Source organism: Streptomyces bugieae (assembly GCF_036352915.1).
Taxonomy (GTDB): domain Bacteria; phylum Actinomycetota; class Actinomycetes; order Streptomycetales; family Streptomycetaceae; genus Streptomyces; species Streptomyces endophytica.
The window spans coordinates 729174-753517 of sequence record NZ_JAZBJP010000001.1 but is presented as its reverse complement, the minus strand read 5'-3'; the positions used below and the strand labels follow the sequence as shown (position 1 = coordinate 753517).

The following is a 24344-nucleotide window of genomic DNA, read 5'->3' as shown; positions in this document are numbered from 1 at the left end:
GCGCGCGGACCGCACCCCGCGCGCCTAGCGTGAAAGGGGGAAGGAGTGAGGCACACCATGAGCGATTTCCCGGAAGGCGCCCCCTGCTGGGCGGACGCCATGTTCAAGGACGTCGAAGGCGCCAAGAGCTTCTACGGCGAGGTGCTCGGCTGGACCTTCGGCGAGGCGGCCACCGAGTACGGCAATTACACCCAGGCGTATTCCGACGGCAAGGCCGTCGCCGCCGTCGTCCCGCCGATGCCCGGCGGCGACGACGTGCCCTCCGCGTGGTGCCTGTATTTCGCGTCCCACGACGTGGCGAAGACCGCGGAGAAGATCAAGGGCGCCGGCGGCACCCTCCTCATGGAGCCGATGCGGGTCGGCTCGTTCGGCTCGATGGCGCTCGCCAGGGAGCCCAGCGGTGCCGTCCTCGGCGTCTGGCAGGCCGGCGAACACCACGGATTCGAGAAGGTGGCCGAACCCGGCGCGTACTGCTGGGCCGAGGTGTTCACGCGCGCCCCGGAGAAGGCCGATGCCTTCCTCCAGGCGGTGTTCCCGTATTCCGCGAAGAAGATCGAGCCGGGTGACGATCCCGAGGCCCAGGGCATGGACTTCAAGGTCTTCAGCCTCGGCGACTCCGGAAATCCGGTACTCGGCCGGATGAAAATGGGCGACGAATTCCCGGCCGAGATCCCCTCCTACATCCAGGTCTATTTCACCGTCGCGAACTGCGACGACGCCGTCGCCGCGGCGAAGAAGCTCGGCGGCCGGCTGCACTTCGGCCCGATGGACAGCCCCTTCGGCCGCTTCGCCGCCCTGACCGACCCCCAGGGCGCGGCCTTCGCGGTCATCGACACGACCACGACGGCCGGCGAGATGCCACGGATGAGCGACGCCTAGCCGACGCCCCACCGGAAAGGGACACCCCGTCGGTCCGGTCGGTCCGGCCGGTCCGACAATGGCCGGTTTCCCGGTGTGGGGGACCGGCCGATGCGGCTTGGGTGGGGGCTCCACCACCGCGTTGGGGAGGGGACGGGACGGTGTACGACTACATCATCGTGGGCGCCGGGTCGGCGGGGTGCGTACTGGCAGCCCGGCTCAGCGAGGACGAGGACGTCCGCGTCCTGCTCGTCGAGGCCGGGCCGCCGGACGACGCCCGGGAGATCCACGTACCGGCCGCGCTGGCCAAGCTGTTCCAGACGAAGTACGACTGGCGCTACCTCAGCGAGTGCGAACCGGGGCTGGACGGCCGCCGCCGGGTCCTCCCCCGGGGCCGGATGCTCGGCGGTTCCTCGTCGATGAACGCCATGGTCTACATCCGGGGCAACCGGCGCGACTACGACGCCTGGGCCGCCGCCGGCGCCGAGCAGTGGGGCTGGGACGACGTCCTGCCGTACTTCCTGCGCGCCGAGGACTTCCAGGGGTCGCCCTCGCCCTGGCACGGCACCGGCGGGCCGCTGACGGTCAGCGAGGGCCGCTCCCGGCACCCCCTGATGGCCGCTTACGTGGCGGCGGCACAGGAGGCCGGCCACCCCCTCACCGCCGACTTCAACGGCCCCGAACAGGACGGCGTCGGCCACTACCACCTCACCCAGCGCGACGGCCTGCGCTGCAGCACCGCCGTCGGCTATCTGCGGCCCGCCCTGACCCGACCGAACCTCGACGTGCTCACCGGAGCCCAGTGCACCCGCGTGCTGTTCGACGGCGACCGCGCCACCGGCGTCGAGCTGGACCGCGGCGGGGAGCCGCTGCGGCGGCGGGCCGAACGCGAAGTGGTGCTCGCCGCGGGCGCGTACAACTCCCCGCAGCTGCTGATGCTGTCCGGGATCGGACCGGCCGGGGAACTGGCGGCCCACGGCATCACCGCCCGCGTCGACCTCCCCGTGGGGGAGAACCTCCAGGACCACCCGCACGTCGGCCTCACCTTCCTGACCGACACCCCGTCCCTGCTGACCGCCGAAAGCCCGGACAACGTACGGCAGTTGGAGAGCCACGGCACCGGCCCGCTCACCTCCAACGTCGGCGAGGTCGGCGGCTTCCACCGCACCCTCGACGGCCTCGAAGCCCCCGACATCCAGGTGCACGCCACCCCGGTGATGTTCCACGAGGAGGGCCTCGGCGCGGTCACCGACCACGCGTTCATGGTGGGCGCGGCCCTGCTCACCCCCACCAGCCGCGGCAAGGTCTCGCTGCGCTCCGCGATCCCCAGCGCGCAGCCGCGCATCCTGCACCGCTATCTGGCCACCGAGGAGGACCGGGCCACGATGGTCCGGGCGGTCAGGCTGCTGCTGGACATCACCGACCGGCCCAGCCTGCGCAAGCACCGCCGGGCCGACTTCCGCCACCCGGCGTCCCTGACGGACGAGGGACTGCTGGACTTCGTCCGGCGTGAACTGCACACCCTGTACCACCCGGCGGGCAGCTGCGCCATCGGTCCCGTCGTCGACCCGCGCCTCAGGGTGCACGGGGTGCGGGGGCTGCGGGTGGTGGACGCGTCCGTGATGCCCACCGTCGTACGGGGCAACACCAACGCCCCCACGATCATGATCGCCGAAAAGGCGGCGGACCTGATCCGCGACCTCCCGGCGCCCGTCTGAGTCTGCCGCGCGGAGCCCCGCGGACGTATCGCCCGCCGTCACATTCGGTGAATTGACGGCGGGTGACACCTGTCCTGCGGCGGCTGAAGGAGTGAATGCGTGCACTCATTGTGACGCCTTGCGGGCGCGGTCCGAGGCGAGGTGTTCCTACGGTTGAGTCGTCGGTGGGCATTTGTGGCCCCACCCGAACGAAGGCTCTTCCATGGACAATAAGATCGTACAAATCAAGATTCACCCTGCCATCGGCATAGCCCGGGTGGGCAACAGCGACCAGCAGTACTACATCGGCCCGGAATCCCCGGATCAGCCGGCGCTGCCGGCCGGCTCGTACAAGGACGGCTCGGGCAAGGTCATCCGCCAGGCCGCACGATTCCGTCTCTACGGCTACAACGCACAGGGGCAGGTCGTCAAGGAGCTCAAACAGGGCCAGGACGGCGTCACGGAAATCAAATGGTCCGTACACCTCGCCAACAAGAAGTCCGCCTGGTACCAGTTCCACATTCCGCTCGACATTCCCGAAGCCACCGCCCTGCCGGACACCCAGCGGCGCCGTCGCAATTTCGACGTCAAGGGCGCGGACCGGAAGAAACTCGTCATCGACCCCGGCCGCAAGGACATCCGCGCCTCCGCGCAGGAGACCGCCACCTTCGACGGCAAGATCATGGACAAGCCGGTCTCCCTGGGGTCCATGTCCACCCAGCCGGACGGTCGCCTCGTGGTCGTCGGCGGCGTCGGCAAGTCGGCGTCCTACGCCACCCCGGAGAAGCCCATCTCCGGTGTCGCCAACAACGACACCTGGTACGACGACGTCTCCGACGGCCCGGTCACCGCCGAGGTCACCTTCAACGGTGTCACCAAGCCCGCCACCCCCGGCTGGGTCGTGGTCGCGCCGCCGCACTACGCCCCCGGCGTGAAGACCGTCCGCACCCTCTACGACGTGCTGCACGACGTGTTCGTCGCCGAGCAGACGCTGGACGTCGTGCAGGAGGTCTCGTACCCGGACCACATCGAACCCATCCTGCGCCGCTTCTGCGAACTGCAGTGGGTCAACCACGGCTTCGCCACCCAGTTCGGCTGGCAGGGCCCCTACGACTTCCTCGACCCGGTCCTGCGCAAGCGGCTCGCCGACCCCGGCAGGTCCAGCGACGAACTCCGCCGCCAGGTCTACGTCCACATGCGCGACTACGAGCGGGACGGCACCTCGCCGCTGCCCTGGCCGTGGCTCTACGGCGACGCCATGTCCAGCGGCAAACCCACCTCCGTCCGCCAGCACATCACGCTCTCCGCCGAGCAGGACCGGCTGCTGGCCCTGTGGGCCGAGGGACACTTCACCTCCGGCCCGCCCCGCACCGGCTACCCGGACGTCGACCAGGCGCCGGTCACCGAACAGCCGGCCCTGCTGGACCGGGGCGCGCTGGAGAACTGCGCCGCCGACGCCTTCCACCCGGGCTGCGAGGTCACCTGGCCGGTGCGCCACAAGACCATGTACTCCGAGCCGTTCCGCATCCTGCACCGCACGCAGGAGAACCCCGAACGCGACTACGGTGACGTGCTCAGCCTCCAGGACGTCCTGAGCAAGGACGGGCCGCTGTACGCCCAGGGCCCCGGCGACCTGACCCGCTGGATGGCCGCCCCCTGGCAGTGCGACACCGCGAGCTGCCGCTCCGGCTACCAGGTGCGGTCCGGGCTCGGCCCCCGCTACAGCCCCTACCTGCCCACCTTCTGGCCCGCCCAGATGCCCAACCACGTGCTCAAGAAGTCCGACTTCACCATCGTCAACACCAAACCGACCGGTGGTGACGACAGCGCCCGGGAGAAGGCGTTCGAGAACCGGGCGGTGTGGCTGCGCGGCCTGCAGGGCACCGACTTCGACAAGCAGCGGCGGCAGATGATCGACGACTGGTACAAGTTCGGCATCGTCGAGACCCACGAATACACCGTGGCGGACGGCAAGTTCCCCCGCTACATCCAGGTGGAGTCCGAGCCCGGATACCCGCCGGCCCCCGACCACGCCAACCTCATCAACATCCAGGTGCCCGAGGCGGGCGTGCCCCAACTGGCCGGCGCGGCCGACGCCTGGACCGGCGAGGTCGACGCCCGGTCCGTCTCCGCCATGCTGGTGCAGCAGGCGGTCCAGGAGGTCAAGGAGGCCACCGGCCACGACGAGACGGCGATCGCCGCCGGATACCTGGAGAAGCTCGACCCCCTGCACGGCTCCCCGTGAGCCCCGCGCCCGCCTACGACGTCGTGGTGGCGGGCGGCGGTCCGGCAGGCTGCGCGGCCGCGCTGGCCCTCGTACGGGCCGGGCGCACGGTCCTGCTGGCCGACGCCGGTACCGGACCGCCCAAGGCCGGTGAGGCGCTGGTCCCCGTGGCGCGGCTGCTCCTCGCCGACCTCGGCGTCGACCGAACCGTCCTGGGCACCGGCCATCTGCCCTGCCACGGCAACCTCTCCGCCTGGGGCTCGGCCGAACTGCACGCCGTGGACTTCCTCCACGACCCGTACGGGCACGGCTGGCACCTCGACCGCGCGCTGTTCGACCGGCGGCTGCGCGCCGCCGCCCGCGCGGCCGGCGCCGACCTCGCCGAACGCACCGCCGTACGGCGCCCCGCCCGGCAACCGGACGGCACCTGGCGGCTCGCCCTGCGCGACCGCTCCCGCGGGGACGAGGAACGCACGGTCCGCTGCCGCTGGGTGGTGGACGCCACCGGGCGGGGTGCGGCGATCGCCGTCCGCGCCGGCGCCCGGCGGCGGACCGGGGACCGGCTGACCGCCCTCCACCTGACCCTGGACCCGGCCCCGCAGCACACCGCCGACGGCCGTTCCCTGGTCGAGTCCGACCAGGACGGCTGGTGGTACACGGCCCTGCTGCCCTCCCGGCACCGGCTGGTCGCCTATTTCACCGACCCCGACCTGCCGGTCGCGGGCGGGCACGGCGCCGAGCGGTTCCGGGACCGGCTGCTGGCCACCCGGCACGTCGCCGGCCGGGCCCGCCCGCACGGGCTCACCCACCTTCCGCCACCCCGCCGGGCCGCCGCGCACACCGCCCATCTGAACCGGGTGCACGGCGACGGCTGGACGGCCGCCGGTGACGCGGCGGCCGCCTTCGACCCGCTCAGCTCCCAGGGCATCCTCACCGCCCTCTACACCGGGCTGAGTGCGGGCCGGGCGGTCGACGCCCGGCTCCACGGCGACCGGACGGCACTGGCCGGGTACGCGGCGCAGGTCGCCACGGCCCGTTCCGCCTACCGGCACGACCACCGCGTCGTGCACGCCCGGGAAACCCGCTGGCCCGACCGCCCCTTCTGGGCCCGACGGCAGCACCACTCCCACCCGGAAGCCCCCCACCCGAACACCCCCCACACGAAAGGCAGGACCTCACCATGAGCACCACCCCCGAAGCCGGCCACGCCGGCCACGAGCACATCCACCGCTTCCTGATCCTCGGCAAGAAGAACCTGTTCTTCTACCACCTGGCGCTGTACAACCCGCAGTCCGGCCACAACTACCAGGCGGTCTTCACCTTCACCATCAAGGACAGCGGTGAGCTGCGCGACATGTACCTCAAGGACCTGGCGCAGCACGAGAGCGAGCGGGTCTTCTACTCCCTGCGCTGTCCGCACCACTTCGAGCTCCCGGAGCTCCAGCAGGGCAAGGTCTTCCGGGTCCACCTGGAGCGGGTCGTCGTCGACAAGGACGGGAAGCGTGACTTCCAGCAGATGACGACGACCGAGACCGAGGTCGAGTGCAAGAAGGAGGACGTCCGCTACTTCCGCAAGCTCGGCGACCTCCCCTACCCCGAGTACCTCACCTACCTGATGTTCGGTGAGGGCGACGAGATCCACCTCGCGCACCAGCTCGCGGCCCGCCCGAACTGGGACGAGGCGGTCACCATCAGCCCCGCGTCGGCCATCGACCCGGCGACCCTGAAGAAGGTCCCGACCTTCGTCATCGAGTCGATCAAGGACGCGCACGACAAGCTCATCGAGAGCCCGCTGAAGAAGGGCCAGCAGTACCAGGGCAAGCTCAACGGGAACGGCACGAACGTCGACTTCACCGTGGGCCGCCAGGGCTGGTGGAACCACACCAGCCTCAACAGCTGACCGACCCCACAGGTGCCCGGGCCGCGACCCCTCGCGGCCCGGGCTTCCTCAGGCGGGCGGGGACCAGGCCGTCTGGACCAGCCGTGCCTCCCGCTTGCGGTTGACGAACAGTGCCCGCCCCGGCGGGAGGTGGCGCGCGCGGTGGTTGCCGACCAGGTGCCCCTCACCCGGGTCGCCGGCCAACAGCAGCCCCTGCGCGCCCAGTTCGAGGGTGCGCTGCATCACGGGCTCGAACGACGCCCGGCCGGCGCCCGAGGAACTGCGCGCCAGGATCAGCCGCAGCCCCAGATCGCGCGCGAACGGCAGGTATTCCAGCAATGGCTGCAGCGGGTTGCCGCTGCTCGTCGCCACCAGGTCGTAGTCGTCGACGAACACGTAGGCGTCCGGCAGGTCGTACCAGCTGCGCTTGCGCAACTGCTCGGGGGTGACGTCCGGCCCGGGCATCCGGCGGCTCAGCGAACCGGCGAGGCCGGCGATCACCTCCTTCAACTGGGGCGCCATACCGCAGTAGTGGGAGATATGACTGTCCGGGATGTCGCCCAGGAGGGACCGGCGGTAGTCGGCGACGACCAGCAGGGCCCGCTCCGCCGGGTGGCGCTCGGCGATCTGCCGGGCCAGCAGCCGCAGCAGCGACGACTTGCCGGACTCGCTCTCGCCGTAGACGACCAGCAGCGGATCGGTCTCGAAGTCGAGGTGCACCGGGGCGAGCGTGGTCTCGTCGAGGGCGAACGGGATGCCGGTGGCGGGGCCGTCGCCCGGCTGCGGCAGCGCATCGACCGGGAGCAGGGCCGGCAGCATGCGGACCTTCGGCGCGGTCGGCCCGTTCCAGTGCGTGCGCACCGCGTTCACCAGCTCCGCCAGGGCCTCCCCGAGCGTGTCGGGGTCGGGGCGGCCGTCCAGCCGCGGCAGCGCGGCGAGGAAGTGGTCCCGGTCGGGCGACAGACCACGGCCGGGCCGCCCGATCGGCACGTTCTCGGCCTGCCGGCGGTCGACCTCCGACTCCAGCGGGTCGCCCAGGCGCAGTTCCACCCGGTTGAGCAGCAGATCGCGCAGCGCGGGCCGCACCTCGGTGTGCCGGTTGGCGCCGAGGAGGAGGTGGACGCCCAGACCGAGGCCGCGGCCGGCGATGTCGAGGACGGCGGACTCCAGCTCGTCGTGGTCGGACCGGAACGACGACCAGCCGTCGATCACCAGGAACACGTCGCCGTACGCCTCGTCGGGGAAGTGCCCGGCGGCCCGGCGCTTGCGGTAGGTGACCATGGAGTCGAGGGAGTGCGAGCGGAAGAACTCCTCACGGCGGTCGAGGATGCCGGCGACCTCGGAGATCGTCCGCCGCACCTTGTCGGGGTCCAGCCGGGAGGCGACCGTACCGACATGCGGCAGGCCCTCGACGTCGAGCAACCCGCCGCCCCCGAAGTCGACGCCGTAGAACTGCACTTCACGCGGAGTGTGGGTGAGGGCGAACGCGGCGATCACCGAGCGCAGCGCGGTCGACTTGCCGGACTGGGGGCCACCGACGAACAGCCCGTGGCCGGCCGCGCCGGAGAAGTCCAGGTACCGCACGTCGCGCCGTTGCTCGTACGGCTTGTCCACCACCCCCGCGGGCACCACGAGTGCGCTGGGGGCGAACCCGTCCGCGTGCAGGCCCCGTGCGGGCGTCACCGCGAGCGGCGGCAGCAGCTGGTCGACCGTCGGCGACTCGTCCAGCGGCGGCAGCCACACCTGGTGCGCCGCCGGCCCCCGGCCGTCCATCCGCTGCACCAGCACGTCCAGGACGGTGTCGGCGAGCGCATCCGGATGCTCGGCCGCACGACCGGGAGCCCGGTAGACGCCGGAGACGTACGCGGCCTTGAAACGTGCCATGGCGTCGCCGTCGTGCCGGAGGAGGCCGGACCCCGGCGCGCTCGGCAGGTGGTAGGCGTCCGGAACGCCGATCGCGGCCCGTGACTCCGCGGCGGAGAACGTCCGCAGCCCGATCCGGTACGACAGATAGGTGTCCAGGCCGCGCAGCTTGCCCTCTTCCAGCCGCTGCGAGGCGAGCAGCATGTGCACGCCCAGGGAGCGGCCGATCCGGCCGATCTGGATGAACATCTCGATGAAGTCGGGCTTCGCGGTGAGCAGTTCGCTGAACTCGTCGACCACCAGGACGAGGGAGGGCAGCGGCATCAGAGGCGCGCCGGCGGCCCGGGCGTTCTCGTAGGCGGTGACGTTGGGGTAGTTGCCGGCGTCCCGCAACAGCTCCTGGCGGCGCTGGAGTTCGCCGGTGATCGCATCCCGCATCCGGTCGATCAGCGCCATGTCATCGGCGAGATTGGTGATCACGGCCGCGACGTGCGGCAGCAGCGACATGCCGGCGAAGGTCGCGCCGCCCTTGAAGTCCGCCAGGATGAAGTTGAGGTTCTCCGAGGAGTGCGTGACCGCCAGCGCCAGCACCAGGGTGCGCAGCAGCTCGGACTTGCCGGAGCCGGTCGAGCCGACGCACAGCCCGTGCGGGCCCATCCCGCCCTGCGCCGCCTCCTTGAGGTCCAGCACGGCCGGCTGCCCGTCCGGCCCGATGCCGATCGGCACCCGCAGCCGCTCCTGCGCGGTGCGCGGCCGCCACGCCTGGGCGGCGTCGAACGTCCCGGGATCGCCGATCCCCATCAGCTGGGTGAAATCGAGCTGGTCCGTGACGCGGGAAACGGGCGGCGCGATGTCGTCGGCCGCCGACCGCGACCAGCCGCCGCGGGCCTGCTGCCCGAGCGCGGCGGCCGCCGTCGCCAGATCGTCCACGGTGGTGAGGCCGTCCGTCCGGGGCAGGGCGATGTGCACGTACCGCTTCTCGGCCCGGTCGGTGCACAGGGCCACCCCGGGGGTCGCCGGGGTCAGCCGCGCGGCCGGCTCCGGGTGGACGAGGGAATCGTCGGGGGAGCTGAGCGCCAGCTCGAAGCGGGTCAGCATCACGTCGAGCAGCGACTTGGGCAGGGCCGACCAGTGCGGTGTGGTCACCGCGAGGTGCACACCGTGCCGCAGGCTCGTCGCCCCGATGCCCCGCAGCGCCACCGCGAGGTCCTGGAAGTTGTCGGCGAACTCCGGCCAGCCGTCGACCAGCAGGAACAGATCGCCCACCGGCTGGTCGGAGAGTTCGCCGCGGGCCCGCGCACCGCGGTACGCCTCGATGGAGTCGATCGACGGCAGCTGCCCGAACTGGTTCTCCCGCAGGGTGTTGAGCCAGACGGCGTGCGCCACCATGCGGTGCACCTCGTCGGGGTTCTGCCGGTGGGCGATGCCGCGGACGTGCGGCAGATGCGTCAGCCGGCGCAGTCCGCCGCCGCCGAAGTCGAGGCAGTGGAACTCGACCTCGTGCGGGGTGTGCGTCAGGGCCAGTGACGTCACCAGGGTCTGCAGCAGCAGCGTCTTGCCGCTGCGCGGACCACCGGCCACCGCGACGTGTCCGGCACCTCCGGACAGGTCCACGCAGTGGGTGCGGACCCGGCGGCCCTCCGTGCGGTGCGACCGGCCGACCGGGGTGATCAGGCGGCCGCTGTCCCGCCAGTCCACCGCCGACAGCCCGCGCTCCTCGGTCACCGTCAGCGGCGGCAGCAACTGGTCCAGCGTGGTCAGGGGAGACGGGCCCTCGGTCTCGGTGAGGCTCGGGAACGGCCGGTGCGCGTGCGCGGCCGCCTTCGACAGTCGCAGCCGGTTGCCGCCCTGGATGTCGCTGCCGAAGAACGTCGGCTTCTGCTCATGGGTACGGGCGACCACCTCGGCCACGTACTGGTACAGCTCCTGCGCCGTGACCCAGCCGTCCTCGTCGAGGTCCGCCCGGCCCGTGGTGAGGCCGTCGATCACCGCGCGGGTGAAGACCGAGCTCCACTCGGCCGCGCCGGCCCCCGGGGTCTCGTCCTCCAGGGCCTCCTGGACGGAGTTGGCCGCGGTGATCACATAGCTGCCGCGGTCGACGAACTGCCGGGGGATGTCCTCGGTGTCCGCACCACCCTTGGACGCACCGAACGCACCGGAGAAGCAGCAGTCCAGCAGGGCGATCTTCTGTTTGGCCCGGCTGTACTCCATCGACTCCTTGATGAACTCCGCCGAGACCGAGCTGGCCCGGACCATCTCACGGCTGGACCTGACGGTCGCGAAGTGCAGCCGGCCGCGGCCGTCCTTCAGCCCGTGGCAGGACAGATAGACCAGGGCGAGGTCGACCCCGCGGGCCTGGAAGAGCCGCTCGACGGCCTCCTCGATGACGGCCTTCGACTCGTCGACCAGCACCTGGACGGAATCGAACTGCCCGACGTCGGGGTCCTCGAGGAGCGCGGCCAGCTTCCGGGCGTCGTGCACCGGCGAACGCAGCTGAGGGAGCGTGTCGTCGAGATAGCGCTCGGTGGCGATGAGCAGGGCACGCCGTTCACCCACCCGAACCTCCCGCGCTCACCGCCGCCCGGCCGACAGCATGGTGACGGACCATCAGGCGCCTCCCGCCGACCCCTCCAGGGCCGCCGGTGCCGGCGGTTCCGACGTCGGTGCGGTGCCCGCGCCGGACCCGTCGTCGGCGGCCAGGGCCTGGATCCAGGCATCCACCACCGCCTCCTGCGTCTTCTTCGAGACCCCCTCGATCTCCAACCGCCGCTCCCCGCTGACCAGCACGGCCTTGCGGGCCCCGCTGCGCTTGATCCACTCCCGCACCACGAGCGTCAGGGACCGCAGCGCGGCGACCGAGAACCCTCCGCTGACCACCAGTGTCGTGAGCGACGACAACACCCCGCTCTTGCCGCCCACCGCCCCGGGCTCCTGCCCGCGCGCCACATCGGGCAGATCCAGCGCCAGCAACTCCTCCAGGAGCCCTCGCGTCAGTTCGTCCAGTTCCTGCGCATCGGCGTCCTCGTCGTGCACGACGACGGTGACGTCCCCCGTGATCGTCATGAGCCACCCTTCTCGTTGCTGCGGATTCTAGAGGCAGCAGCAGCGCCGTGTGAGACGCGTGAGTGACCCAACATGGTTGCAGGTCAAGGAGGTTGAGAAGACGCGGTGGCGGAGCGGAGGCGGTACCCGTGGTCCGCCCCCTGCGGGGTACGCCGCCCCGGACTCAGCGGCAGAGTGCGCCGAGGTCGGCGGAGAAGGTCGGGAACTCCGCCTCGGCCTCGTCGGTGATCTGCCGGGCCGGCCGGCGCCGGGTCGTGGCGTAGCGCTCGGCGAGGGCGGTCAACGCGGCGTCCGGGCGGGACGCGCGGTCGTCCATCACGGCCTCCATCGGCCCGACGCCGTCGGCCGGCACCCACAGGAAGCCGGACGGGTCCCCGAGTCGAACTCGACGTCGGCCACCTCGGCGAGCGCGGGCGGGAAGCGGCGGTCGTCGCCGGGAACCTCGTTCATGGTCACAAGCTGACGGCCGCCACTGACAACGCCGCTCGGGCCCCTGGCCGTCCCCGCGCGGGGGCACGACCAGGGGCACCGGAGCACCGGCGGGATCAGTGCTGCTGCGCCTTGCGGCGGCGGAACACCAGGTAGCCGCCGCCCGCCACGAGCAGGGCCGCGGCGGTCGACAGCAGGCCGACGGGCGCGCCGTTACCGGTCTCGGCCAGGTCGCCGCCCTGCGCGGAGCGCGACGGCGACGGCGCGGCGGACGCGGAAGCCGAGGACGTCGGGGCGGTGCCCGCGGGGGCGGAGGAGGTCGGCGAGGCGCTCGGCTTCGCCGCCGGCCCGCCCGCGGAGGCGGACGCCGACGGCTTGCCGGCGCCGGGCCCGGCGGCGTCCTTGCAGTCGGTCCAGAAGACCTTGTGCTTGGCCTTGCCGTGCTCGCCGGCGAAGTTCCAGAACAGCTTGTAGTGGCCGTCGGGCAGGGACAGGTCCTGCGTCCGGCCGTGGCCCTCGCCGTCCAGCGTCAGGGAGCCGGACGTGACCGTCTCCCCCTTGCTGTGGGCGGTCGGGGCCCAGGCCTCGATGTGCCACTCGACCTGCTGGGCACCGTCGAAGCCGAAGGAGTCGAGGTAGAAGGTGCAGACGTGCGGCTCGTTCTTGCGGAGGTCCACGCCGGTCTTGGCGTCGTGGATCTTCACGGTGCCGTTGTCGCCGGGGGGAGCGGCGTAAGCGGAAGGGGCGGTCAGCAGGGCCGCGGCCACGGCGGCCGTGAGCGAGCCTGCGAAAACAAGCGGGCGCATGGGCATTCCATCGGTGAAAGGGGAACGTTGCCGTGGGGGGCGGCTCAGCTTCCTGTCGACCTCGGGAACCCGTCAAGGAGCCGCACGTCACTTATGCCATCAGGTGCCTCACTCATCCCATTGGTCCCGCATAACAATTGGGTACGGCGCCAGCGGACGCCGTGGAGTAGCGCTCCGCCAGTGCGGCCACGGCCCGGGCCATCGCCTCCCGCAGCGCGGGCGGGCCCAGCACCTCCGCCTCCGCGCCCAGCCTGAGGAGATCGCTCACCGCCACGGCCTCCCCCTCGACCGCCATCTCCACCTCGACCCAGCCGTCCCCGTCCGGCGGCCCGGCGCTCTCCAGGGCCCGGCTGCCGAGCGCGCCGAACTGCATGGGCAGCAGCCGCTGCGCCCGGGGGGAGATCCGCAGCCGGGCCGTGCCCTGGTGGAGCGCGGCCGCCAGCCGCCGGGAGGACTCCTCCCAATAGGCGGCCAGATCGAACCCGGCCGGCCGCTCGAAGACCTCGCCGGTGAGATCCACCGACAGGAACCGCGACACCCGGTACGTCCGCACCGTCCCGTCCGCCCGCGCCGCCAGGTACCAGAGCCCGCCCTTGAGGACGATGCCGAGCGGGTGCAGCTCCCGGTGCACCTCACCGCCCCAACGCCGGTAGTGCGCCCGGAGCGTGCGCTGTTCCCACACCGCCTGGGCGACCGGGGCCAGATGCGGCACCGGATCGGCGTCCCGGAACCAGGCCGGTGCGTCCAGGTGGAACCGGTCCTGGATGCGCCGGGAGCTGTCCGCCGCCTCCGCCGGCAGCGCGGCCTGCAACTTGAGCTGAGCGGTCGCCAGCACCGCCCCGAGGCCCAGATCGCGCGCCGGTCCCGGCATTCCGGCGAGGAACAGCGCGCCCGCCTCGGCGTCGGTGAGCCCGGTCAGCCGGGTGCGGTACCCGTCCATCAGGCGGTACCCGCCGGCGGGCCCGCGGTCGACGCAGACCGGGACGCCCGACGTGATCAGCGCCTCGATGTCCCGGTAGACCGTACGGACCGACACCTCCAGCTCCGCGGCGAGTTCGGGAGCGGTCATCCGCCCGCGATTCTGGAGCAGCAACAGCAGGGAGAGGAGCCGGTCGGCGCGCATGGGGACATTGTCCCGTGGTCCTTCGCCGTACCTGACAGAAGGTGTCAGGTACGGGTCCGATGCTGGTCATCCACCGCCCGCACGAGCCCGTGCCGGCGGCCGACCGAGAGGACCACCATGCCCACGCAGACCACCGGCCACTTCACCTTCGCCAACTGGGAGGAGCGGACGGTCGGCCGGCGCGAGACGAGCCCGAAGCTCGCCCACGCCTCCGTCACCAACGCCTACTCCGGCGGCATCGAGGCCGCCGACACCGACTGCGAGTACACCATCGTCTACGTCACGGAGAAGACCGGCACCTTCACCGGCATGCAGCTGCTGGCCGGCCGGCTCGACGGACGCGAGGGCACCTTCGTGGTCGAGGAGCGCGGTTCGTTCGAGCCCGACGGGACCGTGCACTGCACCTTCGAGGTCGTACCGGGCGCGGCCACCGGAGAGCTGACCGGGCTGAGCGGGACCGGCAGCTACACCGCCACGCCGGGTGCCCCCTCCGTCGCGTACACCTTCCGCTACGACCTGGGCTGACCGCGGGCCGCCGGGGCGAGGGCCGGCTCGCCGCACCGGTGATTACCGGACACCACCATGTGCCGGAAACGCCCTCCCTAACTCCTCGTTCAGAAAGCAGACTTGGCGCACGAAGCGCGGCAGCGACAAGCGGCAAGCGGCGAACAACGAGCGGGCGAGCGGCGAGCGGGAGGCAGCGGGGATGGGGCGTCGGGGGAGCGCGGCGGTTGCGGTGACGGCGCTGTTGTCCGGGCTGCTGCTCGGCGGTGCGCAACCGCCGGCGGCGGCGTCCGGGCGGCACGCACCGGGGGCCACGACGGCGCAGCCGTGCGGTGCGCGGACGCACATCGAGGTCTTCCGGCCGGGCGGCATACCGCTCCTGGACTGGCGGGAGAACCTGGCCTTCGACGGGCACGGCACCCTGTGGGTCTCCCACGTCACCCGGCACCGGGTCGAGGGCTACGCACCCGACGGCACGCTCAAGGCCACCCTCCCGGTCAACGGGCCCGGCGGGATCCGGCGCGGACCGGACGGCCTCATGTACGTCAACTACGGCGTGAATCCCCTGACCGCGGGTTTGGGCAGCGGCATCCTGCGCTTCGACCCGGCCGCCGCCCACCCCAGTCCCGAGAAGGTCGTGGACGGGCTGTCCGGCATCAACGGCCTGGCCATCGATGCCGCCGGCAACCTCTACGTCAGCCGCGAACTGGCCACCGGGGTCCGGAAGTTCCGTCCGGACGGGACCGAGGACGAGCGGTGGTCGCGGGCCGCCTCCGTCTTCGGCACCAACGGCCTGGAGATCGTCGGCGACCAGCTGTACGCGAGCGTCCTCACCAGCACCGCGTCGCCGATCGTCCGCATCCCGCTGAAGGACCCGGCCCGCCACACCACGGTCACCGAGCTGAGCCCGCACCCCTGGGACGCCAAGCTGCTGGACGACCTCACGGCGTTCCGGGGTGATCTGGTCGTGGCGTCCTTCCGCGACGGCGAACTCCTCCGGGTGGACCCGGCCACGGGCCGGTCCTGCGTCCTGGTGAGCGGGCTGCGGATGCCCACCAGCGTCCGCGTGCCCCTCGGCTTCGGCGCCCACGACCCGCGCCACGAGCTGTTCGTCGTCGAGGCCTCCGGCCGCATCGTCACGGTGCGGGTCGCCTGACGCGCCTGGGGGAGTCGAGCTTCCACGGGGCGAGCACGAAAAACCGCACCCGGACCGCCGGGGACGCCCTGCTGGGCGCCGTGCGGAACGGGTGCGGACAGGTGGGCGGGGCGACCCGCGAAAGGGCGGGTCAGGCCCTCTGGGCAGGCCTCAGGCCTGCTTCTTCTCGTCCTTGAGGCGCTTCTCCTTGACCCGCTGCGCTTCCTTGCGGACCTCGGCCTGGGTGGCGCGCTCCCGCTCCAGCCACTCGGGACGCTCCTCCTTCAGCGCGTCGATCTGCTCCGTGGTGAGCGCCTCGGTGATGCCGCCACGGGCGAGACCCGAGATCGAGACGCCCAGCTTCGCCGCGACCACCGGCCGGGGGTGCGGGCCGTTGCGGCGCAGCTCCCGCAGCCACTCGGGCGGATCGGCCTGCAGGGCGTTCAGCTCGGCGCGCGAGACGACGCCCTCCTGGAACTCGGCGGGGGTGGCCTCGAGGTACACACCCAGCTTCTTCGCCGCGGTGGCGGGCTTCATCGTCTGGGTGGTTTGGTGCGACGTCATGCAGCCAAGGATATCGAGCGTATGCACTACCGCCGACCACGACCGGTTACGCTGGCGACGTGACAGGCTCGGAAGCATCCCCTTCGTTCCGGCTCGCCTACGTCCCGGGAGTGACCCCCACGAAGTGGGTGCGGATCTGGAACGAGCGGCTGCCCGACATCCCCCTCACCCTGGTCCAGGTGCCCGCCGCCGACGCCTTCGACGTGCTGCGGAGCGGCGAGGCCGACGCGGGTTTCGTGCGTCTGCCGGTCGACCGCACGGACCTGGCCGCGATCCCGCTCTACACCGAGACCACGGTGGTCGTGATCCCCAAGGACCACCTCGTGGCGGCGGTCGACGAGATCAGCGCCGAGGACCTCGCCGACGAGATCGTGCTGCACCCCCTCGACGACACCCTCGACTGGGAGCGTCCGCCGGGCCTGCCCGCGTTCGAGCGGCCCGCCACCACGGCGGACGCCATCGAGCTGGTGGCGGCGGGGGTGGGGCTCCTCGTCGTCCCGCAGTCCCTCGCCCGCCTGCACCACCGCAAGGACCTTACCTACCGGCCGGTATCGGACACTCCCGAGTCCCGGGTCGCGCTGTCGTGGCCGCAGGACGCCACGACCGACATGGTCGAGGACTTCATCGGGATCGTTCGCGGGCGCACGGTCAACAGCTCCCGCGGCCGGCGCCCGGCTGCCGCCCCCGAACAGTCGCCGAAGACCAAGCGTGCCGAGGCGGGCGGCGCCCGGCGTAAGCCCGCCGCCGGTGCGTCGGCCGGCAAGGCGGGCGGCAGGTCGGCCGGCGCCGGTCGGCGCCGCGGCTCCGGCGGCCCTCAGGGCGGCAAGAGCGGCCGGAGCGGCAAACCGCGCCGCCGCTCCTAGCGCGGCCCCGCACCCTCCTCGTACGCGGCCGCCGGGCCCTGGACGACCCGGCTGGCCCCGCCGGGCTGGCGCGCGCCGTGGTGGGCCCGGAAGCTGGCCTGGTCAGCGGTTCACCGCGCGCCGGCCGCAGCGGGAGGACAGGTGCCTCCGCAGGGCGTGCGCCTCGGTAGAGGTTTGCCCCGGGAAGGTGCTCTCCCATGACGGAGCGATCGCCCCTCATCTATCTGCGTGGGTACGCCGGTCCGCCCAGCGGGGTGGACAAGCAGGTCGACGACCCGTTCTACGGGCTCAACAGCGGCGCCACCCACATCCGCGTGGACGGTGACGGTGCGCCGTGCTTCTACCAGTTCGAGGGGCCGCTGCTGCGGCTGATGATCGACGAGGACTACGAGCTCCTGGTGCGCGGCGATCAGCATGCGTATCTCGAAGCGCAGGACGACGGTACGATCCCGGCCGAGTCCGTCTGGGTGTTCCGGTTCTACGACTACGCCGCCTCCACCTTCGGCACCTCCGTGGCGGCGGCCCCGGAGACGTTCGACCTGGAAAGGGCGGCGGAGCGGCTGTACGACTTCGTGCAGCTCGTCCGCCGGAAGACCGGCGCGGTCAAGGTCCATCTGGTGGCCCATTCGATGGGGGGCCTGGTGGCCCGCTGCATGATCCAGAAGGTGTCCCACACCGCGGATCCGAGCTCGGGCGCACCGCGCGTTCCCGGTGCCGAGCTGGTGGACAAATTCTTCACCTACGGCACGCCGCACGGGGGTATTTCCTTCGACGTCGGCGGGGGACTGGTCGACTGGGCGATGGAGACGTTCGGGCCGGCCGGATCGGAGATGTTCGCCCCGGCCCGGATGTACACCTATCTCACGCCCGGGGCGTCCGACGGCGAGGAGCCCCCCGCCGGCTGGCAGCCGCAGCACATCCCGGATTCCGCCTTCGACGCGAAGCGGGTGTTCTGCCTCGTCGGTACCAACGCCGCCGATTACGGACTGGTCGAGAAGGCCGTCGGCCCGCGCAGTGACGGCCTGGTGCACATCGACCACGCCTATGTGCACCAGGCGCACCGGGCCTACGTCCACCGCTCCCACTCGGGACGCTACGGACTGGTGAACTCCGAGGAGGGGTACCAGAATCTGCGCCGTTTCCTCTTCGGGAAGTACCAGGTCCGGGTCGACCTGTGCCATCTCGCCCTGCGCTGGCGCCCCGGTGCTGCGGAGACGGTCTGGCAGGCGGAGGCGCGGCTGTCGGTCCGCGGGCTGCCGGTGCTGCTGCACGAACAGACCGCGGCGCATTACTGCCCGATTCAACTGAACCAGGAAGCCGTCCAGCACGCCGATGCGGACGGTCAGGTCGCCCCGGTCCCGCTGGCCACCGCATTCCTCCTCGACCCGGAGCGCGCCCGCGCGCGCAGCGAGAACCAGTCACCGAACCGCTCGCGCTACACGTTGGGGCTCCGGGTGTTCCACCTCGTCGAAAGGAGCGGCCGGTTCTTCTGGGAGGACCATTTGGAGCAGGTGGCCGACTGGGAGGACACACTCATCGTGGACGTCGGCCACCCTGATCAGGCGCCGGATTCCGGACTTCAGGCCTGGGCCGCGTGGAACTCGGAGGTCGCGGGTGAGGTCGATCGCGTCGATCCGATCAGAAGTGACCCGTGTTCCCTGACCGCCGAGGACGGAGAATTGCACACCGACATCGCGCTGCCCGAGCCGGCCCGTCCTCTTCTCGGCGCCGAATCCTGTCTCCGGCTCACCGTCAGCCGCGTCAGCTGAGCTGCACGACGGACGAGGACCACTGCTTCAGCGCCGCTTTGTCCTGGAAGTTCCCCATGCTCGTATCGATCGGGCGATCGGTGAATTGGTGGAAGAGCCACGGGTGCTGGATATCGGGCTTACCGGGCCGGCCGTTGTACTGGGCGATCCACAGGCCGTCCCCGGCGAACGCGGACTTGTCACGGTGCAGCCAGAAATCCCGGTTGCAGTAGAGGATCACCTTGTGGCCGGTGGCGCGCTGCCGGACCTCCTTGAGCCAGCTGTCCTTCCAGGCGCTCGAGACGCCCGGATCCTCCCAGTCGAGGACGAGGACGTCCCCCGCCACCAGATCGATTTTGGAGAGGAAGAAATCGACCTGGTCCGAGACGGAGCCGGGGCGGCCGAAATGGTAGAACCCGGTCACCAGTCCGGCGTCGCGGGCGGTCTTCCGCTGGGCGACCCATTTCTTGTTCGTGAAGCTGGTCCCTTCGGTGACTTTGATGAACACGAAGTCGGAGCCGGCGGTCCGGTACTGCTCCGACTGGAATGACGAGACATCGATTCCTTTGATGGTCATGATCGGTTCCCTGTGAGGGCCCATGGCGAGGGGCGCATGGTGAGGGGCATGTGGACGTGCGCGGGCGCGTGGTGCGGTGGACGGGTGCCGGTCGTGGGACCGTCAGCCGCCCTGCCGGCGGAACGCCTGCCGCGCCAGGGGGCTGTCGGCGGGAAGGACGGCGCCCTTCCAGTCCTCGGCCCGCGCTTCGGGCTCCGCGTCCGCGGCGGCGGACCGGGGTGCGGCGGCCGGGCTCGGCGTGACCAGGCGCTCGGCGTAGGCCGAGCTGGGGTGGGCCGCGAGGACGCGCACCCGGCCGTCTCCGGAGCCGCGTGGCGAGACCGGTACGACCGCCACCGAGAAGCCCTTCTCGTCGGTGACGAACAGCTCGAAGTCGTCATGGCGGAAGTGGTCGATGTCCACGATCGGCTTCGGGTAATGGTGGTATCCGGCGGCTTTCGGGAGCACCCCGGAATGGGTACCGGCGGGCAGTGGCACCGAGGCGTTGAATATCGAGTCCGTCCACTCGGACACCTGGTCGGCATTCTTTATGGCGGTGCCGAGGAGGCGCTCGCCGTCGTCGTAGCCGAAGCTCGCGTAACCGGGCAGGGTGTCCGGGAACGCGCTGACCACCCGGGCCGCGCACTGGCGCACGCGGTCCACCTTCGCGGGGTCCGCGCAGAATTGCGCCGACCACTCGATGCCGAGCGGGAGGAACAGGCAGATCCAGCCGTCGCCGTCCTTGACCCAGACTCCGCCGCCGTGGTGGTCCTGGTACGGGCCGGGGGCGAACGTCCAGTCATCCGTCGTGTCGACGAGCTCACGCATCAGCTTGCGACTGGCTTTGTATTGTGCACTGTCGGTGCGCGGTGGGTGGTCGGCGACGGATATGGTCCAGGGGAAGTCTTCGTGTTCCGGGTGTGACCGTGCCGGGCTGTTCATGACGATCTCCTTGTCGAAAACCCGATACATAGGGCTTCAACAACACCCGGAAGCACCCTCAGTCCCGCTCCATGGACTGGCTCAGCTCACTTCGACGGGGCGAAAGTTGAAGCCGTGAGCGCCTCGAACTCCTCGATCCGACGATGCTTCTGAAATTCCCTGCTCTCTCGCGATGCTACCCCTGGCCCGGTGCCGGTGCGCGGGGTGGCGGGGGTGCGCGGAGCCGGTACTTCCGGTATGCGGCGAGGAGTACCGCTGCGGCTCTCGGGCGGGATTTCGACCGGAATGCCGGAGGCGCTTCCCTGCCTCCCGTGGCGTAGTCCCGTAGTGGCCGGTGCAGTCGGTGCCGTTGATGCACGTGGCGTAGTTGGTGTGGTTACCGGGCGGGAACCTCAGAAGAAGCGCAATTATTGCCCTCAGGCGTTGCTGCGCTGATCAACCGCTGTCAGGGTTTCGGCAATCTCACCCCTCGTCGAGAGATCCCCGGAGGCGTCTTGCCTGTCCGTCGTCGTGTCGTGGTCGCCGCCACATCAGCTGTCGCGGTCGCCGTTCCCCTCGTCTTCTCCCTCAGCGCAGGTGCCCAGCCGGGCACCGGGTCCGCGCCCCGTGCCGCGTTGGCCGGTTCGGAAACCGGACTCAGGCCGCCTGCCAAGGAGTCCGTCGCCACCGGCAGTGGCGGCGCCGTCTCCAGCGTCAACCCCTACGCCTCCCGGGCCGGCATCGAAGTGCTGCGGCACGGCGGCAACGCCGTCGACGCCGCGGTCGCCACCGCCGCGGCCCTGGGCGTCGTCGAGCCGTACTCGGCGGGCATCGGGGGCGGTGGCTACTTCACGTACTACAACGCCCGTACCGGCAAGGTCAGCACCATCGACGGCCGGGAGACCGCGCCGGCCCGCATGAAGTCCGACGCGTTCGTCGATCCTTCGACGGGCAAGCCGATCCCGTTCCCCGAGGCCGTCAACTCCGGTCTGTCCGTGGGTGTTCCGGGAACGCCGGCGACCTGGCGGAAGGCGCTGCGCGACTGGGGAACGCTCTCCCCGGCCAAGGCCCTGCGGCCCGCGACGCGGCTCGCCGAGGACGGTTTCGTCGTCAACGAGGAATTCCGCGCCCAGACGGAGATGAACGAGGAGCGCTTCCGGAAGATCTCCTCCACCGCGAAGCTCTTCCTGCCGCACGGCAAACTCCCGGTCGTCGGTTCCCGCTTCCGCAACCCGGACCTCGCCCGTACGTACCGGCAACTCTCCCGCGAGGGCATGGACGCGCTCTACCGGGGCGCCATCGGCCGCGATGTCGTCCGGACCGTCCAGCACCCGCCGGTGGCCCCGGGCGCCGACGCGAAGATCCGCCCCGGCCTGATGGCGGCCGGTGACCTCGCGAAGTACACCGCACTGCGCCGCGACCCGACCCACACCACCTACCGCGGCCTCGACGTCTACTCCATGGCGCCCTCGTCGTCCGGCGGCACCACCGTCGGCGAGGCCCTCAACATCCTGGGGAACTTCCACCTCTCCGCGGCCGACCGGGTCCAGGCGCTCCACCACTACCTCGAAGCCAGCCGGATCGCGTTCGCCGACCGCAACCGGTGGGTGGGCGACCCGGCCTTCTCCGACGTGCCCACCAAGGAGCTGATGGCGAAGAAGTTCGCCAAGGAACGGGCCTGCCTGATCAAGCCGACCAGCACCCTGACCAGCCCGGTCGCGCCCGCGGACCCGCGGCATCCGGGCAACGGCTGCACCAAGGGGTCCGGCAACCACGAGCCGTACGAAGGCCCCTCGACCACGCACCTGGTGGCGTCCGACCGCTGGGGCAACGTGGTGTCGTACACCCTCACCATCGAGCAGACCGGCGGCTCCGCGATCACCGTGCCCGGCCGCGGCTTCCTGCTCAACAACGAGCTGACCGACTTCGACTTCACGCCGCTCGCCAAGGACGTGCCCGACCCCAACCTGCCCGGCCCCGGCAAGCGGCCGCGCAGCAGCATGTCCCCGGTGATCGTCCTGAAGGACGGCAAGCCGCGCTTCGCCGTCGGTTCGCCCGGAGGCGCCACGATCATCACGACCGTGCTGCAGACCCTGGTCAACCGCATCGACCTGGGGATGACCCTGCCCGAAGCGGTCGCCGCACCGCGGATCTCGCAGCGCAACCGCCCGGACACCGAGGCGGAACCGGCGTTCCTCAAGTCCCCTGAGCGCGCGGCCCTGGAACGGCTCGGCCAGCACTTCGTCGAGGCACCGAAGACGTTCACACCGTCACCGGAGATCGGTGCCGTGGCCGCCCTGGAGTTCCTCCGCGACGGCCGGACCCAGGCGGTCGCCGAACCGAAGCGCCGGGGCGGCGGGTCCGCGATGGTGCTCCACAAGTCGGCTGGTGCGGCGGGAGCCGCCCACTAGGCCCGACGACACCGGGGCCCCGACCACACCGGGCCCCGACCGTCCTCCTCACCCGTTGGGCCCGCGGCTACGGCAGCCGCGGGCCCAACGGGCTGTGGACTCAGGTCAGTTGAGCGGCCGCACGTCAGACGGGGTGGGGCACGCGAAGCCGGTCCCAGCTGGTCTCACCGGGAATTCCGTCGGCATCGGCACCGGAAAGGCCCGCTTTCTCCTGCCACGCCGCGTAGGACATCACGTCTCCGGATTCCCAGACGTCGATCCGGTCCCCGGGCGGATACCGGTCGCAGCCCTCGGCGATCAGCCGGCCGTGCATGGCCGCGATGACCGGAGATCTCTGGCCGGTGTGGAAGAAGTCCGGGCCGGGGAACGGCTCGGTTGCCGCCGCCTGCCGCGTGAAGAGCGGCCACGAGCCGGGGTCGACGTGGTCGTTCTCCGGCACATGTGCGTGCGCGTACCAGCCGCCCCGGGACTGCCAGATGCTCGCGGAGTGATGCACGGTGAAATCGGTCGGCGGCCCCATGGGCCAGGTGTCCGGCACTCCCCAGGACCGCACCCAGGCATGGAGTTCCGCCCAGCCTTTGCAAGGGGTCTCGGCCAGCGCCGTGAAGACCTGACCGTTCACCCGGCAGTGCGGGAAGAACAGCGCCTCGATCTGGATGACGACCTTGCCCGCACGATTGGTACGGGTGCCGCCGGTCAGGTCGCGCAGCGCCTTGCTCCGGGACGTGGCCGGGAAGAACTGGGCGAACTGCCCGGTGAACGGGTTCCACAGGAGATGAGGGGCTTTGTCTTTCCCGGCGTGCGTGAAGAAATTCTGCAGACTGTCGAACGGCAGGAGATCCTGCGGAGCCGCCGCCGTGGCCTCACGGTCGGCGGTGATGTGCGCAACGGCTTTCGGCGGGAACCCGGGATCACACGGGGCATGGTCACCGAGGTCCGCTCTCATAGCCTGGGGCATCCAGATATCGGCCATGATCGGACTCGCAGAGGGATCGCTGACGGGTGATTCGCACGTGGTGATTGCTCATGCGGTGATGACCCACGTTCAGTTCAAGTCTGGTACCGGCCATGGGGTTCAGCCACTGGTGAGATCCGCGGTCGTTGACGGTTCCACGGTCGTGGACGGTTCCGGGGACCGGCCGACGGCGGTGCCGACCAGTGCCGCGAGGGCGAAGCCGACGAGGCAACCCAGAGTGTTGGACAACAGATCGTTGAGGTCCGAGGTCCGCCCGGAATGGACGAGGTACTGCGTCGTCTCTATGGCGAGGGATCCGGAGAAGCCGAAGAGACCGGCCGTGAACCACCGGCAGCCCAGCGCGGCGAAAAGGACTCCGCCGGGCAGGAACAGCGCCATGTTCAAGAGGAAATCAACGATGTCGGCCGGATTGCCGACATCGAGCAGGGCGATATTCACGGCCTGGCCGCCGCCCGACCGGGTACCGAAGGTAAGGCTGACGACACCGGCGGCCCACACCCACACCAAGCCCAGAAGAACCGGCCGCCCGGGGTGACGGCCGAGGTGGGCCTTGGCGACTGCGTAGGTGAGACCGCCGCCGACCACACCGAAGGTCAGGGCAATAGCGAAGAAAGGCATGCGAAACCGTAACCGGGCGTGTCGAAGGACGGCTCTCCCATGTCGCGTGGAGGGGCGACCGGCCCGCTGGGGCGACCGGCGGATCGGGTGCGGGGAAGGACGGGGC

At 71.1% G+C, this 24344-nt stretch carries 20 protein-coding genes; 10 read left to right on the top strand and 10 right to left on the bottom strand.

The features are described 5' to 3' along the window. The first annotated feature begins 57 nt into the window (after window positions 1–57). The 5 genes from V2J85_RS03585 to V2J85_RS03565 all read left to right on the top strand — a co-directional run bounded on the left by V2J85_RS03585 (window position 58) and on the right by V2J85_RS03565 (window position 6679). Window positions 58–879, top strand: a complete 822-nt coding sequence (locus V2J85_RS03585) for a VOC family protein (protein ID WP_261953136.1) — start codon at window positions 58–60, stop codon at window positions 877–879. A 140-nt stretch (window positions 880–1019) separates the two neighbouring features. Continuing rightward, the gene (locus tag V2J85_RS03580; protein WP_330820594.1) at window positions 1020–2576 is read left to right on the top strand and encodes a GMC family oxidoreductase; all 1557 of its coding nucleotides are present in this window, start codon (window positions 1020–1022) and stop codon (window positions 2574–2576) included. A gap of 202 nt (window positions 2577–2778) precedes the next feature. Next, on the top strand, window positions 2779–4800 hold the full coding sequence (locus V2J85_RS03575; protein ID WP_261953138.1) for a LodA/GoxA family CTQ-dependent oxidase: 2022 nt from the start codon (window positions 2779–2781) through the stop codon (window positions 4798–4800). Next, window positions 4797–5963 carry an FAD-dependent oxidoreductase gene (locus tag V2J85_RS03570; RefSeq protein ID WP_330820593.1) on the top strand — a complete coding sequence of 389 codons (1167 nt, stop codon included), beginning with the start codon at window positions 4797–4799 and terminating at the stop codon, window positions 5961–5963. The genes V2J85_RS03575 and V2J85_RS03570 overlap by 4 nt, the downstream gene beginning before the upstream one ends. Further along, the gene (locus tag V2J85_RS03565) at window positions 5960–6679 is read left to right on the top strand and encodes a hypothetical protein (RefSeq protein ID WP_261953140.1); all 720 of its coding nucleotides are present in this window, start codon (window positions 5960–5962) and stop codon (window positions 6677–6679) included. The genes V2J85_RS03570 and V2J85_RS03565 overlap by 4 nt, the downstream gene beginning before the upstream one ends. Window positions 6680–6727: 48 nt before the next feature. Here the strand turns inward: V2J85_RS03565 and eccCb are convergent, their stop codons facing one another. From eccCb to V2J85_RS03540, 5 genes are all read right to left on the bottom strand, one after another. After that, a complete protein-coding gene (eccCb, locus tag V2J85_RS03560) occupies window positions 6728–11077 on the bottom strand; it encodes a type VII secretion protein EccCb (protein ID WP_330820592.1) in 4350 nt (1449 codons plus the stop codon). A 51-nt stretch (window positions 11078–11128) separates the two neighbouring features. Further along, the gene (locus V2J85_RS03555) at window positions 11129–11584 is read right to left on the bottom strand and encodes a hypothetical protein (RefSeq protein WP_330820591.1); all 456 of its coding nucleotides are present in this window, start codon (window positions 11582–11584) and stop codon (window positions 11129–11131) included. A gap of 163 nt (window positions 11585–11747) precedes the next feature. Beyond that, entirely contained in the window at window positions 11748–11900 is a 153-nt protein-coding gene (locus V2J85_RS03550; protein WP_330820590.1) for a hypothetical protein, read from the bottom strand. Window positions 11901–12129: 229 nt separating this feature from the next. Further along, window positions 12130–12819 carry an LPXTG cell wall anchor domain-containing protein gene (locus V2J85_RS03545; protein ID WP_330820589.1) on the bottom strand — a complete coding sequence of 230 codons (690 nt, stop codon included), beginning with the start codon at window positions 12817–12819 and terminating at the stop codon, window positions 12130–12132. Window positions 12820–12931: 112 nt separating this feature from the next. Next, complete coding sequence (locus tag V2J85_RS03540) at window positions 12932–13942, bottom strand: helix-turn-helix transcriptional regulator (RefSeq protein ID WP_261953144.1); 1011 nt, start codon at window positions 13940–13942, stop codon at window positions 12932–12934. Window positions 13943–14059: 117 nt separating this feature from the next. On the opposite strand from V2J85_RS03540, the gene V2J85_RS03535 reads away from it, so the two are divergent. Both V2J85_RS03535 and V2J85_RS03530 read left to right on the top strand, forming a co-directional pair. After that, the gene (locus V2J85_RS03535) at window positions 14060–14467 is read left to right on the top strand and encodes a DUF3224 domain-containing protein (protein WP_261953145.1); all 408 of its coding nucleotides are present in this window, start codon (window positions 14060–14062) and stop codon (window positions 14465–14467) included. A 211-nt stretch (window positions 14468–14678) separates the two neighbouring features. Further along, the gene (locus V2J85_RS03530) at window positions 14679–15602 is read left to right on the top strand and encodes a hypothetical protein (protein WP_261953146.1); all 924 of its coding nucleotides are present in this window, start codon (window positions 14679–14681) and stop codon (window positions 15600–15602) included. Window positions 15603–15752: 150 nt separating this feature from the next. On the opposite strand, the gene V2J85_RS03525 is transcribed toward V2J85_RS03530, so the two are convergent. Beyond that, complete coding sequence (locus V2J85_RS03525; RefSeq protein ID WP_261953147.1) at window positions 15753–16145, bottom strand: DUF5997 family protein; 393 nt, start codon at window positions 16143–16145, stop codon at window positions 15753–15755. Between the two features lie 59 nt (window positions 16146–16204). On the opposite strand from V2J85_RS03525, the gene V2J85_RS03520 reads away from it, so the two are divergent. Beyond that, on the top strand, window positions 16205–17008 hold the full coding sequence (locus V2J85_RS03520; protein ID WP_330820588.1) for a LysR family substrate-binding domain-containing protein: 804 nt from the start codon (window positions 16205–16207) through the stop codon (window positions 17006–17008). A 197-nt stretch (window positions 17009–17205) separates the two neighbouring features. Then, window positions 17206–18777 carry an esterase/lipase family protein gene (locus V2J85_RS03515; protein ID WP_330820587.1) on the top strand — a complete coding sequence of 524 codons (1572 nt, stop codon included), beginning with the start codon at window positions 17206–17208 and terminating at the stop codon, window positions 18775–18777. Here the strand turns inward: V2J85_RS03515 and V2J85_RS03510 are convergent. After that, window positions 18770–19333, bottom strand: a complete 564-nt coding sequence (locus tag V2J85_RS03510; RefSeq protein ID WP_330820586.1) for a glycoside hydrolase family 25 protein — start codon at window positions 19331–19333, stop codon at window positions 18770–18772. The two genes, V2J85_RS03515 and V2J85_RS03510, sit on opposite strands and share 8 nt — an antisense overlap. A gap of 102 nt (window positions 19334–19435) precedes the next feature. Then, window positions 19436–20254, bottom strand: a complete 819-nt coding sequence (locus tag V2J85_RS03505; protein WP_261953151.1) for a DUF6424 family protein — start codon at window positions 20252–20254, stop codon at window positions 19436–19438. 494 nt (window positions 20255–20748) lie between these two features. Between V2J85_RS03505 and ggt the strand changes: the two genes are divergently transcribed. Next, window positions 20749–22644 (top strand): gamma-glutamyltransferase, encoded by a 1896-nt coding sequence (gene ggt / locus V2J85_RS03500; protein ID WP_261953152.1) that lies wholly within the window; start codon window positions 20749–20751, stop codon window positions 22642–22644. A 124-nt stretch (window positions 22645–22768) separates the two neighbouring features. Here the strand turns inward: ggt and V2J85_RS03495 are convergent, their stop codons facing one another. After that, a complete protein-coding gene (locus tag V2J85_RS03495; protein ID WP_261953153.1) occupies window positions 22769–23590 on the bottom strand; it encodes a peptidoglycan-binding protein in 822 nt (273 codons plus the stop codon). A gap of 129 nt (window positions 23591–23719) precedes the next feature. Beyond that, a complete protein-coding gene (locus tag V2J85_RS03490; RefSeq protein ID WP_330820585.1) occupies window positions 23720–24238 on the bottom strand; it encodes a VanZ family protein in 519 nt (172 codons plus the stop codon). Between the last annotated feature and the right edge of the window lie 106 nt (window positions 24239–24344).

Excerpts from the sequence above, each read along its gene's own strand:
- V2J85_RS03585 (WP_261953136.1), top strand. The coding sequence starts at position 58 with ATGAGCGATTTCCCGGAAGGCGCCCCCTGCTGGGCGGACGCCATGTTC.
- V2J85_RS03575 (WP_261953138.1), top strand. The coding sequence starts at position 2,779 with ATGGACAATAAGATCGTACAAATCAAGATTCACCCTGCCATCGGCATA.
- V2J85_RS03565 (WP_261953140.1), top strand. The coding sequence starts at position 5,960 with ATGAGCACCACCCCCGAAGCCGGCCACGCCGGCCACGAGCACATCCAC.
- V2J85_RS03555 (WP_330820591.1), bottom strand. The coding sequence starts at position 11,584 with ATGACGATCACGGGGGACGTCACCGTCGTCGTGCACGACGAGGACGCC.
- V2J85_RS03550 (WP_330820590.1), bottom strand. The coding sequence starts at position 11,900 with ATGGACGACCGCGCGTCCCGCCCGGACGCCGCGTTGACCGCCCTCGCC.
- V2J85_RS03545 (WP_330820589.1), bottom strand. The coding sequence starts at position 12,819 with ATGCGCCCGCTTGTTTTCGCAGGCTCGCTCACGGCCGCCGTGGCCGCG.
- V2J85_RS03540 (WP_261953144.1), bottom strand. The coding sequence starts at position 13,942 with ATGCGCGCCGACCGGCTCCTCTCCCTGCTGTTGCTGCTCCAGAATCGC.
- V2J85_RS03535 (WP_261953145.1), top strand. The coding sequence starts at position 14,060 with ATGCCCACGCAGACCACCGGCCACTTCACCTTCGCCAACTGGGAGGAG.
- V2J85_RS03525 (WP_261953147.1), bottom strand. The coding sequence starts at position 16,145 with ATGACGTCGCACCAAACCACCCAGACGATGAAGCCCGCCACCGCGGCG.
- V2J85_RS03515 (WP_330820587.1), top strand. The coding sequence starts at position 17,206 with ATGACGGAGCGATCGCCCCTCATCTATCTGCGTGGGTACGCCGGTCCG.
- V2J85_RS03510 (WP_330820586.1), bottom strand. The coding sequence starts at position 19,333 with ATGACCATCAAAGGAATCGATGTCTCGTCATTCCAGTCGGAGCAGTAC.
- V2J85_RS03505 (WP_261953151.1), bottom strand. The coding sequence starts at position 20,254 with ATGAACAGCCCGGCACGGTCACACCCGGAACACGAAGACTTCCCCTGG.
- V2J85_RS03495 (WP_261953153.1), bottom strand. The coding sequence starts at position 23,590 with ATGAGAGCGGACCTCGGTGACCATGCCCCGTGTGATCCCGGGTTCCCG.
- V2J85_RS03490 (WP_330820585.1), bottom strand. The coding sequence starts at position 24,238 with ATGCCTTTCTTCGCTATTGCCCTGACCTTCGGTGTGGTCGGCGGCGGT.